At 40.3% G+C, this 15468-nt stretch carries 14 protein-coding genes; 7 read left to right on the forward strand and 7 right to left on the reverse strand.

Translation table 11 applies throughout. The features are described from left to right. Nucleotides 1–2: 2 nt before the first annotated feature. From I6J03_RS18460 to I6J03_RS18475, 4 genes are all read left to right on the forward strand, one after another. Complete coding sequence (locus I6J03_RS18460) at nucleotides 3–1493, forward strand: peptide MFS transporter (protein ID WP_003003042.1); 1491 nt, start codon at nucleotides 3–5, stop codon at nucleotides 1491–1493. 236 nt (nucleotides 1494–1729) lie between these two features. Further along, the gene (locus tag I6J03_RS18465; RefSeq protein WP_201679026.1) at nucleotides 1730–2461 is read left to right on the forward strand and encodes a polyprenol monophosphomannose synthase; all 732 of its coding nucleotides are present in this window, start codon (nucleotides 1730–1732) and stop codon (nucleotides 2459–2461) included. Nucleotides 2462–2491: 30 nt separating this feature from the next. Then, entirely contained in the window at nucleotides 2492–3514 is a 1023-nt protein-coding gene (ruvB, locus tag I6J03_RS18470) for a Holliday junction branch migration DNA helicase RuvB (RefSeq protein WP_002995807.1), read from the forward strand. 26 nt (nucleotides 3515–3540) lie between these two features. After that, on the forward strand, nucleotides 3541–4257 hold the full coding sequence (locus tag I6J03_RS18475; protein WP_003003032.1) for a hypothetical protein: 717 nt from the start codon (nucleotides 3541–3543) through the stop codon (nucleotides 4255–4257). Here I6J03_RS18475 and I6J03_RS18480 read toward each other — a convergent pair. Together I6J03_RS18480 and I6J03_RS18485 are read right to left on the reverse strand one after the other, a co-directional pair. Next, nucleotides 4241–4807: a hypothetical protein gene (locus I6J03_RS18480; protein WP_003003029.1), complete on the reverse strand. Its 567-nt coding sequence runs from the start codon at nucleotides 4805–4807 to the stop codon at nucleotides 4241–4243. The two genes, I6J03_RS18475 and I6J03_RS18480, sit on opposite strands and share 17 nt — an antisense overlap. 3 nt (nucleotides 4808–4810) lie before the next feature. Beyond that, nucleotides 4811–6232, reverse strand: a complete 1422-nt coding sequence (locus I6J03_RS18485) for an ATP-dependent DNA helicase (protein ID WP_003003027.1) — start codon at nucleotides 6230–6232, stop codon at nucleotides 4811–4813. 94 nt (nucleotides 6233–6326) lie between these two features. On the opposite strand from I6J03_RS18485, the gene I6J03_RS18490 reads away from it, so the two are divergent. From I6J03_RS18490 to coaD, 3 genes are read left to right on the forward strand one after another with little or no spacing between them, the layout of a single operon-like run. Further along, a complete protein-coding gene (locus I6J03_RS18490; RefSeq protein WP_003003025.1) occupies nucleotides 6327–7109 on the forward strand; it encodes a DUF3822 family protein in 783 nt (260 codons plus the stop codon). A gap of 1 nt (nucleotide 7110) precedes the next feature. Continuing rightward, a complete protein-coding gene (rsmD, locus tag I6J03_RS18495; RefSeq protein ID WP_003003023.1) occupies nucleotides 7111–7656 on the forward strand; it encodes a 16S rRNA (guanine(966)-N(2))-methyltransferase RsmD in 546 nt (181 codons plus the stop codon). A gap of 2 nt (nucleotides 7657–7658) precedes the next feature. Continuing rightward, a complete protein-coding gene (gene coaD / locus I6J03_RS18500) occupies nucleotides 7659–8138 on the forward strand; it encodes a pantetheine-phosphate adenylyltransferase (protein ID WP_003003021.1) in 480 nt (159 codons plus the stop codon). 23 nt (nucleotides 8139–8161) lie between these two features. On the opposite strand, the gene I6J03_RS18505 is transcribed toward coaD, so the two are convergent. From I6J03_RS18505 to I6J03_RS18525, 5 genes are all read right to left on the reverse strand, one after another. After that, nucleotides 8162–9466, reverse strand: coding sequence for a DEAD/DEAH box helicase (locus I6J03_RS18505; protein ID WP_003003019.1), 1305 nt, complete (start codon nucleotides 9464–9466; stop codon nucleotides 8162–8164). Between the two features lie 187 nt (nucleotides 9467–9653). Continuing rightward, nucleotides 9654–10970, reverse strand: coding sequence for a TolC family protein (locus I6J03_RS18510; protein ID WP_201693887.1), 1317 nt, complete (start codon nucleotides 10968–10970; stop codon nucleotides 9654–9656). Further along, on the reverse strand, nucleotides 10963–13377 hold the full coding sequence (locus I6J03_RS18515; protein ID WP_003003013.1) for an ABC transporter permease: 2415 nt from the start codon (nucleotides 13375–13377) through the stop codon (nucleotides 10963–10965). The genes I6J03_RS18510 and I6J03_RS18515 overlap by 8 nt, the downstream gene beginning before the upstream one ends. Before the next feature lie 42 nt (nucleotides 13378–13419). After that, nucleotides 13420–14121 (reverse strand): ABC transporter ATP-binding protein, encoded by a 702-nt coding sequence (locus tag I6J03_RS18520; RefSeq protein WP_003003011.1) that lies wholly within the window; start codon nucleotides 14119–14121, stop codon nucleotides 13420–13422. Between the two features lie 11 nt (nucleotides 14122–14132). Next, complete coding sequence (locus tag I6J03_RS18525) at nucleotides 14133–15419, reverse strand: efflux RND transporter periplasmic adaptor subunit (protein ID WP_050767771.1); 1287 nt, start codon at nucleotides 15417–15419, stop codon at nucleotides 14133–14135. Nucleotides 15420–15468 lie beyond the last annotated feature (49 nt).

Here is a 15468-nt window from a genome sequence, read left to right on the forward strand (position 1 = left end):
AAATGGAGGAATATAAACAACAAACGTTAGCCGAAATCCAGAATTTTGAAGGAAAGTACCCCAAGCAGCTTTGGTACTTATTCCTGGTAGAGATGTGGGAGCGCTTCTGTTTCTACGGAATGCGTGGTGTATTGGCAATCTTTATGGTCGATCAGTTATTTCTGACAGATAAAGAGGCAAATCTTAAGTATGGAGCTATTCAGGCATTCGTTTATGCTTTTACTTTTATAGGAGGGATCTTTGCAGACCGGATTCTTGGTTTCAAACGTTCCCTGATTTTCGGAGCGATACTGATGATCGCCGGTAATGCATTAATTGCGGTTTCACCGCATGATTTCTTTTATCTGGGAATAGTACTGACTATTATCGGAACAGGCTTTTTCAAGCCGAATATTTCTTCTATGGTAGGAGAGCTATACAAAGAGGGAGATCCGAGAAGAGATGCCGGATTCGGAATTTTTTATTCCGGAATCAATGTCGGAGCACTTTTGGGTGGTGCATTGTGTGTGTGGCTGGGTAAAGAACATTCCTGGAATCTGGCTTTTATGGCAGCCGCAGTTGTCATGGTAATCGGACTTTTTATCTTTTTACTAACTAAAAAATATTTAGGACCAATAGGAGCAAGCCCAATTGAGCATCTTCCTAAAGCAAAGAAAACAATACAGGAAGTCCTGGTGTATATCGGCGCATTAGCTTGTATTCCGTTGATCTTTATCATGATTCATAATACCGGATATACAGATATGTTTATGTATATCATCGGTCCGTTGGCCTTGATCTATTTCTTCTACCAGATGCTGGTTGAAAAGGAGAAAAAGGCGCGTCAGCAGCTTCTGGCAGCTTTGATCTTGATCATGTTTTCCATCCTGTTTTTTGCTATTTTTGAACAGGCAGGAGGGTCATTAGCCTTATTTGCGAATAACAATTTACATCGTGATCTTTTGTTTTTCAGCATAGATCCCAATATGGTTAATAATGGTGCAAATTCTCTTTTCGTAATTGCATTCAGCCCGTTGTTAGGTCTGCTGTGGCTGGCTATGTCTAAGAAAAAAGTCGAACCTAATACTGTTGTAAAGTTCGGGCTGGGATTCTTATTACTTGGAGTCGCTTATTATATTTTCTTTGCGACCCGTTTCTTTGCAGATGCCAGCGGTAAAACTTCTCTGGGTGTATTTACATTAGCCTATCTTGCGGTTACTTTAGGAGAACTGTGTCTGTCTCCCATAGGGCTGTCTATGGTCACCAAACTATCTCCTAAGCGTCTCGGCGGTATGATGATGGGATTGTGGTTTTTAGCGAGTGCCTACGGACAGTATCTTGCCGGATTATTAGGCGCAGGTATGACAGCTCCGGATGAAAAGGCTTCCTTAATGGATAAACTTCTGGCCTATACAGATGGCTACAAACAACTTGGAGTATATGCTCTTGGAGCAGGAGTACTTCTGATCGTAATCTCTCCGTTAGTCAAAAAGCTGATGAACGGAGTGAAATAGATTATCTTATTTACAATTGAAGGAAACGGATCTGTGTATGCAGATCCGTTTTTTTTATTTAACGGGTTAATCCTTCACAAGACTTATACTCCTGTAGATTTATTTCTGTCCGTAGTTTTTTTAATATCAGAGGATAGCCTTTTCCTGTCGTTCTGTATAGGATAAAACCACAATTGGAGGGGTATTATATTCGTTATTCTTTAGGGATAATTACTACCTTTACATCAATTTATTTTATGCAACAGACAGATAGCTTAGTCATCATTCCGACCTATAATGAGAAAGAAAATATTGAGAAGATCATTCGTAAGGTCTTTTCTTTAGCCATTGCATTTGACATTCTGATTGTCGATGACGGATCTCCGGACGGGACCGCAGATATTGTGCGAAAATTGCAGCAGGAGTTTCCGCATCACCTGCATATGGAAGAACGGAAAGGTAAACTAGGCCTGGGTACAGCTTATATTCATGGATTTAAGTGGGGCTTGGGACGTCACTATGAATTTATATTCGAGATGGACGCAGATTTCAGTCACAATCCAAATGACTTACTCAAGCTGAGACAATGTTGTATGGACGGAGCCGATATGTCTATCGGATCCCGTTACGTGAAAGGAGTAAATGTAGTCAACTGGCCGATGAGCAGGGTACTGATGTCTTATTTTGCTTCTGTCTATGTCCGGTTTATCACCGGTATTACGATTCAGGATGCTACAGCAGGATTTGTGTGTTTTCGTCGTCGGGTACTTGAAAAAATTCCGTTGGATAAAATCAAGTTTGTCGGATATGCTTTTCAGATAGAAATGAAATTCACGGCATTGCAATACGGATTTAATGTCGTAGAAGTGCCTATTATCTTTACAGACAGAACAGAAGGTACTTCCAAGATGAGCACTAAAATCTTCAGGGAAGCCTTTTTTGGAGTGATCCAGCTAAAAATAGCCAGTTGGTTCAAAAAATATAATTAGAAATAGCACGTAAAGTTATATATTGTACATATGAACGAATATCTTGACCCCAATCCTGAACATCTGAATCCTGCGGATCGTGATCTGGAGCGTGTGCTCAGACCCCAGACGTTTGAAGATTTCACAGGTCAGGAAAAAATTCTTGAAAATCTGTCAATCTTTGTAAGGGCAGCTAAATTAAGGGGAGAGGCATTGGATCATGTGTTGTTACACGGCCCTCCGGGACTGGGAAAGACGACATTATCCAATATCATTGCCAATGAGATGGGAGTAGGCATCAAGATCACTTCAGGTCCGGTATTGGACAAACCGGGAGATCTGGCCGGTCTGCTTACCAATCTGGAAGAAGGTGACATTCTGTTTATCGATGAGATACATCGCCTCAGTCCTCTGGTAGAAGAATATCTGTATTCAGCTATGGAGGATTTTAAAATCGATATTATGCTTGAAACGGGGCCCAATGCACGCTCGGTACAGATCTCGCTGAATCCGTTTACCCTGGTAGGCGCTACTACACGTTCGGGATTGCTGACTGCTCCGCTGAGAGCCCGTTTCGGGATCAATTCAAGACTGCAATATTACGATGCAAAATTGCTGACAACTATTGTATTGCGCTCAGCTACAATTCTTAATACACCTATTTCGGATGAAGGTGCATATGAGATCGCACGCCGTAGCCGTGGTACTCCGCGTATAGCCAATGCACTGCTGCGTCGTACACGCGATTTTGCACAGATTAAAGGAAACGGTTCCATAGATCGTGCAATAGCACAATATGCACTCAATGCCTTAAATGTAGATGAAAACGGATTGGATGAGATGGATAATCGTATCCTGACAACGATCATTGATAAATTTAAAGGCGGACCGGTAGGATTGAAGACAATCGCTACTGCAGTGGGAGAAGATGAGGGGACGATAGAAGAAGTGTATGAACCATTCCTGATACAGGAAGGATATCTGATGCGTACTTCCAGGGGGAGAGAATGTACGGAAGCGGCATTCAAACATTTGGGACGTATTCATCATTCAAGAGGTAATACACTATTTTAGATTTGCACATACACACTCTATACCATATGAAAGGACATATCATATTCCTACTTACGATTATTTTTTGTGCTCCTGTTGCCAGCTTCGCACAGCTGGATTGTCCTCCTGTAATCGGAGGAGCAAAGAAAGCTAACGATAAATTTCACATTACTGCCGGAGCGGGACCAACTGTACTTTACGGCGACCTGCCTAAGTCCGGTATGTCTGTAGCATTCTTTCTGAAAGCAGATTACCGTATTTACAAAGGTATTCTGGTGGGACTGGAAGGACAGATAGGATCTTTGAAAGCAGCCGCAACTATCGACACGCTTAATAAGAGAAAAGTAAATAACGGTTATTATGCAGGATTTGTAAATGTAACCGTTTTTCCGTTTCAATTTACAGATAAAAGACTTTCAGCATATTCGGCTCCTACAGAGATTCTGTTGAACTCTTTCTACCTGGGAGTAGGATTCGGGGGGATTCAGAGCGATTTTAAAGAGTTGATAGAAGCGGATGGTACAGTCTCTAATAATCAGGGAAAGACTACTAATACCTTTCTTTTTCCGGTTGCGAACGCCGGTTTTGCTATACCTGTAAACAAGTATAATTTCAACAACCGTACGGGAAGATATTTCAGTGTGGTGTTGAATGCACAATTCTCGATGGGGCAGAATGATGCTCTGGATGGTTTTGTGCCCGTACAATCCCAACACAACGATATGTATACCTTCTATTCAGCAGGTGTCAGATATTCTTTCTGATACGAGACAGGATCTTCTTTCCTCTGGATTGTATAGAGGGAGGTCCTTCTTTGAGAAAGTATTCAATCTGAGCAGCAAGTTCTTCTTTAACCCAGGAATGTTTGTTGCTCAGATAATATAATATTTCAAAACAATTAGCCACTACAGCTACGGCCTTGTCCGGAGTGATCATCCAGTTGAAAATTGTTTCTATAACAATTTCTTCCTGATCTGAATTCAGCACAATATTACTTCTCTTATCTAAAATACAGATCAGAATATTTCCAAAAATACGTTGACTGCCTTCAATACGAACGTCATTCAGCCGGTTAATTATATCATCATGCAGAAGCTGTAGCTGAAGCGGCTCCGCTTTCACATATTTTTCCAGCAACCAGGAGGCATGTAAAGGCAGATTACTGTTGTAATAATCAAAACAAAGATTAAATAACGCCCGGCTATCGATATTTCCGGATTGTATAGGAGACAGGTATTGCTGTTTGTTTCTTTTCAGTACATCCAGAAATCGTTTTATTTGTTTTTCAAGCTCTATGTTATCCTTATCTGACATGGATTAAAAGAATTTTTCATTAAAATTTACCAAAAATAACTCTTTTGTTGCACGTGTCAATGCCGTATACAGCCACCTTAGAAATTCTGTGGTGAGCATATCATCATTCATATAACCCTGATCGACAAATACAGCTTCCCATTGTCCACCTTGTGCTTTGTGACAAGTGATTGCATAGGCAAACTTGATTTGTAAAGCATTATAGTAAGGATCTTTTTTGATCGCTTCCATGCGGTCTTTTTTGGAGAATATATCTTCATAATCCTTTGCTATTGCTTCATAAAGTTGCTGTTGTTGTTCATAAGGCAGGTTAGGAGAGTCCGAATAAAGACTATCCAGAATAACACGGCAGGTGACAGGATCATCTTCTTCACTGGCTGAAAATTCCAGGGTAACATCTGCAAAACGAAAACCGTGCTGCTCATGGATGTTCCCGACTTTTCTGACTTCGGCCATATCTCCATTGGCTATAAATCCGGATTTGTTCTGTTCGTTATTTTCCGTAAGCCAGTAGTAATTATTGCGGACGACCATGATCAGATCGCCTCCGGTCAGCTCTTCATCGCGAAAAAGAATACGGTTTCGTATATTCTGATTATACAGATTGGCCGATTTGTTGGATCTGCATACTACTAATGTATTTTCAAGACCAAATTTGTCATAAGCGTAATGCAGGCCTTCCACCAGTTTTTCGCCCGTCATCTGAAAAATATCTCCGAATCCCTTTGTTACAAACTGAGGAAAGGGATAGTCATTTTTCTCTTCTTCTATTTTGATCTCTTGCCTTATTTTGGTTGCGTTAAACAGAATGCCGGAAGATTTTGCCTGTCTTACTACATCCGTGAGTTCAAAACCAAAAGTATGCAGATAGAATTCATCCCGGAGATATTCCGCATCCAAAGACGGGCTTTGCAATAGACCTACCGGAGGAAGCTGAGCGGTATCTCCGACAAACATCAGACTACAGTTTTTGCCCGACTGTACATACCGGATAAGATCATGAAGCAGGCTTTTGGAAAATATATTGACAGATTCATTGGATATCATAGAAGCTTCATCCACAATGAATAAAGTGTCTTCATGTAAATTTTCTGCCAACCCGAAATCCATATTGAAGGCTATGGATGTCTTTTTACGGTAGATCTTCTTATGTATGGTAAATGCTTTCCTTCCCGAATAATAACTCATGACTTTGGCAGCCCGTCCTGTTGGAGCCAGTAACACGCTTTTCTTACGAAGCTGAGGAAGTGTCTTTACAACGGAACTGATAATGGCGGTCTTACCTGTACCGGCATAACCTTTCAGAATAAATACCTGTTGACGGTCAAAAGTGCTCAGAAACTCATCCAACAGCGAAAATGCTGTTTTTTGCTGGGGAGTAGGCGGCCAATGAAAATTTTGTATCAGTAAATCTTGGATATGCACGATCAAAGTTATCTAAAAGGTTTGTCATATCAATTGTAAAAGCTAATTTTGTTAGATATAGTAATCTATACCGTTTCGAAAGGTAGCTTTGCACATGAATTATACTTCAGATCAATTTAATATTCAATATTTGCCCCATTATACACTTCTGGTCAAAACCGGATTTCATACGGATACTATTCTTGTGTCGGATGAAAAAGGGACGGTCCAAGTGATGATGGAATATGAAAGTGAACAGCCAGAACCCTCTGCTTTACAACTTTTGAGTCTGCCCTTTGTACGGGTAAAAATAGTGGTGCCTCACCAGAGTCTTATATTTGTGCCTAATGAGCTTTTTAAGGAAGAAGCGCTGGAAGATTATACCCAGTTTTTGATGGATGAAGAACAGGGAAATACCCTTCATCAAAAATTGAATCTGGGAGGAGTTACAGCAGTCTATCAATATGATGCCATATTGTACAACCGCTGGAAGTCTCTTTTTCCGGAAGCACAGTTTATCCCGGAGTTTCAGGTGATATTAGAACAGGCTCAGCAACATATTCCGTTGCAGGGAGAGGTGATAGGAGTGCATTTCGGAGATCAGACGGCAGATTTATTTGTATTTCTAAATGGACAATTCCAGTTGTATAATACATTTGAAGTATATAGCGTAGAAGACCTGACTTATTACCTGTTGCGTATATTCAGTAGCTTCCATATCAAAGATAAAGTGCAGAAACTCCTGATATCCGGAGAAATACCGGAAGAGGATTATCGCCAGAGACTGGCTCAGCTTGCCGAAAGAGTAGAAACGTTAACTGCAAAAATCAAAATCAGTTCATCTGATGAACAGGTACAACAACAGTTGCAGGGGTTAAACACATTATTCGAATATTAATATGAGAATTATCGGGGGCGCATGGGGAGGTATCCGCCTGAATCCACCCAACAATCTTCCTGTCCGGCCTACTACAGATATTGCAAAGGAGGCCTTGTTTAATATTTTGCAGAATCGTCTGGACTTTGAAGAAATCGAATGTCTGGATTTGTTTGCAGGTACCGGCAACATCAGCTTTGAACTGGCTTCCAGAGGTGCGCTGTCTGTGCAAGCTGTAGATTTACATTTCAAATGCGTACAGTATATTCAGGATACAGCCAAAAAAATGAAAATGGAAACAGTACAGGCAAAACGTGCTGATGTTTTTAAATTTATCACTTCCTGCAAAAAACAATTTGATCTTATCTTCGCAGATCCTCCCTATGATATACCTCAGTTACCTCAACTTCCGGATTTGATTATTGAGGGTAATTTGTTGAAAGATAGTGGATTATTGATTGTGGAGTTTCCGTCCACACGCAGATTGGATGATTCGCCGTATTTGCTCGAAATACGCAGGTATGGATATTCATCTTTTGGATTTTATAGTAAACGAAAACCGGAATAAGTATGAAAGTAGCTGTTTTTCCAGGATCATTTGATCCGGTCACTTTGGCGCATCAGGATATTGTCCTGCGTGCGTTGGAATTATTTGACAGGATTATTGTAGCAGTAGGAACCAATAGTACCAAGCAGGGATTGCTTTCTACTGATGACCGTGTGGCTATACTTCAAGAGGTGTTTGCGGAAGTCAGCGATCGGGTAGAAGTAACGACTTATAAAGGGCTGACAGTAGATTACTGCAGGCAGGCAGGGGCGAACTATATCTTACGTGGTCTGCGCAATACCAATGATTTTGAGTTTGAATATGCTATCGCTCAGAATAATAAGCATCTTGCGCCGGAGATTGATACTATCTTTTTGATGAGTACAAGCGGTCTGGGACATATATCCTCTACTATAGTCCGCGATGTGACGCTCCACAAAGGAGATATCAGTTCGATGGTACCGGCCGCAGTCATAGCATATATGGAAAGCCAGAACAGATAATCCGCTCTTTAGCCGGAATGGGTTTAAGACCGCGTAATCTTGACTTTTTTATTCTTCATCTTAGTTACCTGAGACTGTTTCATCGCCAAGGTAGCTTTTGATCTTCTGACAGCTACATAAGACATTGTTTCTTTGACTTCTATGATTCCTACATCGTCTTTTTCTATTTCCGGAATCTTAAGCAGATAACCCACAATATCAATCTTATTTATCTTATCCTTCTTACCGGCATTTACATGTAAGGTCATGAAAGGAGAGTTGTGGGGCATGGGATGGTCTTCTGTGACAATCTCTTCTTCAATTTCATCCGGAAGATACGCATAGTTTTCGTCAGTTGTCAGGATCACATATACATTACCGGCTGCTTTCATACGTGCAGTACGGCCGTTGCGATGTACAAAAGCATCTTCTTTATAAGGAAGCTGATAATGAATAATAGAATCAATCTCCGGAATATCCAGACCTCTGGCAGCCAGATCTGTAGTAATCAGAATCTGTGAAGTGCCATTTCTGAACTTGAGCAGCGTGAGTTCCCTGTCCGCCTGCTCCATTCCTCCGTGAAAGGCATCATGGATGAGTTCGCGATCCATTAACAGTTCGGAAATATGATCTACTGCGTCTCTGTGGTTACAGAAGATGAGCATACGTTTATTTCCAATCTGACAAATCAGGTTAAACAATGTTCTCAATTTTTCCTTTGGCCGGCAGATTACCTTTTTTATGGTCAGGTCCGGAGCAGCATCACTGTTGTCCAGATAGTCAATCGTAAGGGCATTGGAGATGCCGGTGAAAGATGGAATCTCTTCCATCTGTGTCGCAGATGTGAGTATACGCTGTTTGAGCACAGAAAGCTGATCAATGATAAAGGACATATCCTCCTGAAAGCCAAATTCCAGCGACTTGTCAAACTCGTCCAGAATCAAGCTGTGCAACTGTGCGGTATCCAGGTTTTCACTGCGCAAATGATAGGCTATACGACCGGGTGTACCAATGATGATATCCGGTGCGTGTTTGAGTGCTGTTCGCTCTTCACGGGTAGAATGGCCGCCATAGCAGCAGACTACACGTTTACCATGAAATACTTTTTTGGAAACAGATTCAATCTGCTGTGCAAGTTCTCGTGTAGGAGCTAAAACCAGACATTGAGGACCTTTTTTAGTCGTATCAAAGGAATAAGAAGCAGCAAGCAGGAATGCCAGTGTTTTTCCGGTTCCGGTGGGGGATAATAAAATAATATCCTGCTTTAATTTTAAGGAATTTACAACCTCACTTTGCATCTCATTTAAAGATGAGATGTTCATTCTGCTTAATATAGCTTCAATCTGCATGTAACAAAACTAATGATAAAATAGCGATTTAGAGACCTAATGTCAAGAATATGTCTGAAATCTGTTAAAACTATGTTAAAGCCTTCGTGTAATTTGGACAATAAGGCCGAATCGGGGTATATTTGGTCTTTCATAATTTAGGTTAATAATTGGTTAGTATAGGTCTTCAATCTCCCCGGTTGGAGACCTATCTTTTTATATATTGATCAGATAACAGGTTTTGAATTATCTTTCCGGTCATCCATTCAGATAAAGCATTATTCAATACATCGTACTGGGCCATTAATAATTGGTTCTTTGCGGCTTTGTAAGCTGAAACATCCACTTTTCCATACTCATACTTCACTTTGGTTGTTTCATATGCTTTACTGGCATATATAGATGCCTCAGTCAGTGTGGTCTCCAGTTCAGCATATTGCTGTTGTTTTCTGGACTGATTTTGCAGCTCATTTTTTAACTCCGTTTCCTTTTTTGTAATGACTTCCTGTTGCTGAAGAATATCAATATTCTTGCGGGTTCTCAATCGCCTCACATCTCCTTTGGAGAAGATAGGAATAGAGAGATTCAGTCCGAGATATTGACTCCTGTTGTCTTTCAGCTGACTGCCAAATTTGAAAGATGTATCGAAGATCTGGTCGATAGCTGTAGCATAAAATGTGCCGTATGAATAGTTTAAACGTACCGTTGGCAGATATTGATGCAGGAGTTGCCTGTATTCCTGCTGAAGTTTCTGCTGCGTCAACTGTTCTTTCATAACAGAAGGGTTATTCTCCCATAGGACGGATGGGGAAGGATGATCGTAGGACGGTATATCTTTTAAAAGATTCATATTTGCCACAGAAATATCTTCTTTGTTGATCAACTGTACCAGTAAGGCCTTTTTATTAAGTTCATCCTGTTCGGCTTGTTTAAGCAGCTTTTGTTCCTGTGTATAGATGACCTGTATATCATAGATGTCACTTTCAGGTTTGGCGCCGTCTGCCACTTCCTTTTCAATACGATCCAGTTGCTCTTTGGAATTTACAAGCTGATGCGTAATGACTTTTTTCAATTCCTGGGCGGCCAATGCCTCTGTATAGCGCTGAATCAGTAAGGATGCAAATTCCTGATCAATGACTGCTTTATCTGCCTGTGCTATAGCCGTCTGTAGTCTGCTTATGCGGGATTTGTTTAAATCCTCAAAGTTGAAGAGGTTGATTCCGGCATCTACAGAAATATTATCCGATTGTATATTGGCACTTTCACGTGCATTGGTCTGCGGGTTGATAGTAGAACCAAAATTATAAAAATGGTTGATCCGCGCAGAAATATCTGGTAAAAAACGGGAGGCCTTATTTATCTCGGCTGCCCGGAATGCCTTTATCTGCAGATTATGGATCTTTACATCGAGATGGTTTTCCATACCCCATACCATACACTGCTCTAAAGTGTAAAGTTGCTGGGTGCTTCCCCATAACGGGAAGCCCAGCATCATTAATAATAAACAAACAATACTTTTATTCATATTTCAACACATTCAGGATATCCAGTCTGGTAGCTCTGTATGCTTTGGACAAGACAACGGTTAAAGTAAGGATCAGCATAAGAATGATAGCTATAAGAAAGGTCTGCCAGCTGATAGCAATGCGATAGGCGAAATTGTTCAGCCAGGTATTGATAAAATAATAACTTGGCAGCAGTGCAAGTATAAAGCCGACTACGGAGATCCAGATGTACTGACGGGTTAGAAACAACAGCAGATCTTTGGTTTCTGCACCCATTACCTTACGTATAGCGATCTCTTTAAATCTTCTTTCAATAGAGTAGGAGGCCAACGCAAATAATCCGAATAAGGCGATCAGTATAACGACAATATTCATTACAGCAAACAGGTTTCTTTGTTTGACAACATTTTCATACGTTCGTGCAAATCTTTTATCCACAAACTCATAGCTGAATGGATGCAGATCATCGACATTGGTTTTCCAGTATTTTTCAATCTCCGAGATTGTCTTCTCCATATGTTCCGGACTTATCTTGACTGAAATATTAGTAATATTTCCTTCCATCCACGGAAAAGCTTTTAAATGGAAAAATGTCATAGCTTCTATCTTCTGTTGAAGACCTTTTAGGTTAAAATCATTGACTATACCAATTACTTTAAAAGTTTTCCCCATGAAACGGACTTCTTTACCGACTATATCTTTTTCCTTGAGCATATCCGCTGCTGTCTGATTAAGCATAACGGAGCCGGTAGAATCTGAGCCCAGATTTTTATCGAAAGACCGGCCGCTAATCGTATTTATCTTTAACATTTCGAGGTAGCCGAAATCCAGACCCATATTTTGTCCCTGTATAGAGATGTCTTTATATTCCAGACTGGAACTCGAATTGGCTCCGCCTCCCAGAGTGAAGGAACTGATATTGACATCCTGTACTGCATTTATCTTTAACAGTTGCTGCTTTATCCTTTCATAGTTATTGAACTTTTGATTTTCAGGATACTGTTTTATAAATGATATAGTCAACACCTGATCACTGTTGAAGCCCAGATCCTTGTTTATCATGTAGTTAACTTGTTTGTGCACCATTAATCCTGATATCAGAAAGAATGTGGCTATGGTAAATTGCAGACTCAGGATGCCATTTCTGAACCAGGTGCCGGATTTACTTCTGGAATAGTTTCCTTTAAGTACTTTTAATACATCAAATTTAGCTACATAGATGGCCGGAATAAGACCTGCAAAGATCAATAAGATCAGAAACAACAGCAACATGTGAGGAAGGAAATCCAGCAGGTTGAGTGTCATCGTCTTACCCAACAGGGAATTATAGGATGGCAAAAGTACTTCAGTAATACCGGCAGCGAGAATAATGCTGACAATAGAAGTGATACAGGTTTCAAAAAGAAATTGCAATATGATATGCTTTTTGTCAGCACCTACTACTTTACGCACGCCGATTTCTTTTGCACGCTTGATCGCGTAGGCCACAGTCAGATTGACATAATTAAAGATCGAGAGGAGCAACACCAATATGGAAATACCGACATTGATCTTTAGGAAAAGCAGATTTCCGCTTCCTTCCGGAAAACCTGTTCTTTTAGATATCAGTCTGCTTTCAGACAGCGATTGCAGAGACACTGTGATCGAGCCATATTTGCCTAGAAATTCATTTAATGAGATACCGGCTTCTTTCGCATATTTCACTGCCCGTTCATTCAGGTAGATTTCATCAATCTGTTTTTTGACAAGATCCCTCTTTGCGGGATCTTTGAGCTTCAGCAATACTGTAAATTCAAAATCTCCCCAGGAGTTGGCTTTTCTCTTGATATCTTTCTCCATAGCTGTATAAACTGCATTGGGAGCAATAGATGATTTTCCGGGGATACGGTATACAGCGGTGACCACGTAGCTTTCCTTATTATCTGTCGTGATAATCTGATCGATGGGATTGGCTGTACCGAATATCCGTTTTGCTTCCGACTCTTCCAGAGCCATCGTATTTTGTGAAGAAGAAAACTGGCAGACAGAGCCTTGTACGATTTCAAAAGGGAAAAACTCAAAAAAAGATCCTTGTGTATTTATGGTTTTGGTCAGTATTTCCGTTTTGCCATTGACCTTAAAGTATTGATCAAAGTAATAGGCTCTGTATTGACAGTAACTTTCTATTTCATTCGATTTTTCCATGAGGATGGGCACAAGAGGGCCGGGGCTGCTGTTCCACATCATATCTTCACTAATGTTGGTCATGACCTCGAAGACCTTATCTTTCTCCGGATTCCACTTGTTATAGGCATGTTCATCATTCCAGTACAGGAGAGACAAGATCACTCCCGTCACTCCGAGTGTGAGACCGATCAGTGTCAGGATCGTGAATACCTTATTGTGTGTGGCATTGTAAATAAATATTTTAAACCAGTTTTTTATCATGATTGAGCATGTTTTAGTTGAGTAAGTATCCGGGCAGTCTGCTTATTTGGTGAAAATATCGACTGTTTTCTGATTTATCTTTTCACTCAGAATCTCTCCGTCTTTCATCGTAATTATTTTTTGAGAAAAAGCGGCATCATGAGCAGAATGGGTAACCATGAGTATGGTGGCGCCTCCGGCATGCAAGCGCGTCAGCAATTCCATTACCTCATTTCCGTTTGTGCTGTCCAGATTTCCTGTAGGCTCATCTGCAAGTATAATTTTCGGATTATTGATCAAAGCTCTGGCTACAGCTACACGCTGTTGCTGTCCTCCGGAGAGTTGCTGTGGATAATGTTGCAGCCGGTGCGCAATATTTAGTTTTTCAGCAATTTCATGGATACGGCTCTTGCGTTCTGCTGCAGGTACTTTATTATAGATAAGGGGAAGTTCAATATTGTCAAAAACGCTTAGTTCATCAATCAGATTGAAATTCTGGAAGATAAAACCAATGTTAGCTTTGCGGACTTTAGATCTTCCGGATTCAGAGAGCTTTGCAATTTCTTTACCCAGAAGTTGATAACTGCCTGCACTTATATTGTCCAGCAGACCTACAATATTCAATAAAGTGGATTTACCACAGCCTGAAGGTCCCATAATGGATACAAATTCTCCTTCAGTAATCGTCAGATTAATATTATTGAGTGCCTTGGTCTGTACTTCTTCAGTGGTAAATACCTTGGTTAAGTCTTTAATGTGTATCATATTGATATGTGTTAATTTAGATTTAGCAGTTGTATATTTTTATAATCCTCATAGCCGGATGTAATGATTCTGTCACCTTCTTTGAGTCCGGAGATAACTTCGTAATAATAAGGATTCTCTCTCCCTAATTCTATGGAGCGTCTGTTTGCTTTATTGCCCTCCACGACAAAGATCCATTTCCCCTGGCTTACATTACTAAAAGTTCCTTTAGGAATGACCAGTTTCTTTTCTTTTCCGGACAATATCAGCTTGACTCCGAATGAAAGTCCCTGTTGCAGTCCCTCAGGTTGTTTATCTGTAAAGTCCAGTTCTATTTTAAACTGACCGTTTTTGACTTCAGGAAGAATCTTGGAAACACGTACCGGTACTGATTCTCCTTTCATCTCAATATTTCCGGTTTGACCGGAATTGATTTTTTCCAGATAGAATTCATCGATCATAGCCATGAGTTTATACCCTTTCATGACATCTACCTTACCTATACTTGTACCCGCCTGATAGGTCTGGCCGAGTACGGCATCGAAAGAGCTGAGACGACCGGTAACGGGAGCCAAGACCAGAAAATTTTTCTTATTCTCCCTCAGCGTTTCCAAACTTTTTTGCATGGCCTGTAAAGCCTGATTGATCTGAGCGATTTGTATCTGATTAATTTCCTTTTCTCTGGATATATTTTTCTGAATCAGATTTTTTCGTTCTTCCTGATATCTGTGTTTCTCCTGTGTCTTTTCCCATTCGTTTTTTGCTAATACTTTATTCAAATAGAGCTTCTGATTCATATCATATTGCAATTTGGTATCATTATAATCATGATCAATAGTGATCAGTTCCTTCGAAAGTTCCAGTTCCTGGTTTCTTAGCGACAACTTCTGTACATTGAGATTATTCATCTGTTCAATAATAGCAGTCTCCTGCGAAAGAAAATTGAATTCTGTATTAGGGTTGTACAATCTGGCCAAAGGCATTCCCTGAGTTACCATTGCACCGTTTTCTACAAACAACTCCTGTACAGCACCTCCCTCTACAATATTGATTAACATAGCATGTAGCGGATCTACCTGTGCCTGAAATACAACAAAGTCTTCAAAACTATCATACTTAACTGCTTTGATCTGTACTTCTTCCTTTTTTATATTCAAGGACGAAGGCCGTGTAGCCAGGTAGATGCCGGCGGCTATAATCGCTAAAAAACCTAAAATTGATAGGGCAATGTATTGTTTTTTTCTATTTTTACGAGGGATTGCTATATCCATTATTCTTGAATTATGTAGTTGATAATTCTGCAATAATATCTGTGCCATCTGCTTAATTAAAATGTAATTCATTGATTATCAGATTGTGTTTTTGTGA

It is taken from the genome of Sphingobacterium spiritivorum (genome assembly GCF_016724845.1).
GTDB classification, from domain to species: domain Bacteria; phylum Bacteroidota; class Bacteroidia; order Sphingobacteriales; family Sphingobacteriaceae; genus Sphingobacterium; species Sphingobacterium spiritivorum_A.

Coding starts and splice junctions, on each gene's coding strand:
- I6J03_RS18510 (WP_201693887.1), bottom strand. CDS start 10,970: ATGAATAAAAGTATTGTTTGTTTATTATTAATGATGCTGGGCTTCCCG.
- I6J03_RS18515 (WP_003003013.1), bottom strand. CDS start 13,377: ATGATAAAAAACTGGTTTAAAATATTTATTTACAATGCCACACACAAT.
- I6J03_RS18475 (WP_003003032.1), top strand. CDS start 3,541: ATGAAAGGACATATCATATTCCTACTTACGATTATTTTTTGTGCTCCT.
- I6J03_RS18460 (WP_003003042.1), top strand. CDS start 3: ATGGAGGAATATAAACAACAAACGTTAGCCGAAATCCAGAATTTTGAA.
- I6J03_RS18525 (WP_050767771.1), bottom strand. CDS start 15,419: ATGGCACAGATATTATTGCAGAATTATCAACTACATAATTCAAGAATA.
- I6J03_RS18490 (WP_003003025.1), top strand. CDS start 6,327: ATGAATTATACTTCAGATCAATTTAATATTCAATATTTGCCCCATTAT.
- I6J03_RS18520 (WP_003003011.1), bottom strand. CDS start 14,121: ATGATACACATTAAAGACTTAACCAAGGTATTTACCACTGAAGAAGTA.
- I6J03_RS18505 (WP_003003019.1), bottom strand. CDS start 9,466: ATGCAGATTGAAGCTATATTAAGCAGAATGAACATCTCATCTTTAAAT.
- I6J03_RS18480 (WP_003003029.1), bottom strand. CDS start 4,807: ATGTCAGATAAGGATAACATAGAGCTTGAAAAACAAATAAAACGATTT.
- coaD (WP_003003021.1), top strand. CDS start 7,659: ATGAAAGTAGCTGTTTTTCCAGGATCATTTGATCCGGTCACTTTGGCG.
- I6J03_RS18465 (WP_201679026.1), top strand. CDS start 1,730: ATGCAACAGACAGATAGCTTAGTCATCATTCCGACCTATAATGAGAAA.
- rsmD (WP_003003023.1), top strand. CDS start 7,111: ATGAGAATTATCGGGGGCGCATGGGGAGGTATCCGCCTGAATCCACCC.
- ruvB (WP_002995807.1), top strand. CDS start 2,492: ATGAACGAATATCTTGACCCCAATCCTGAACATCTGAATCCTGCGGAT.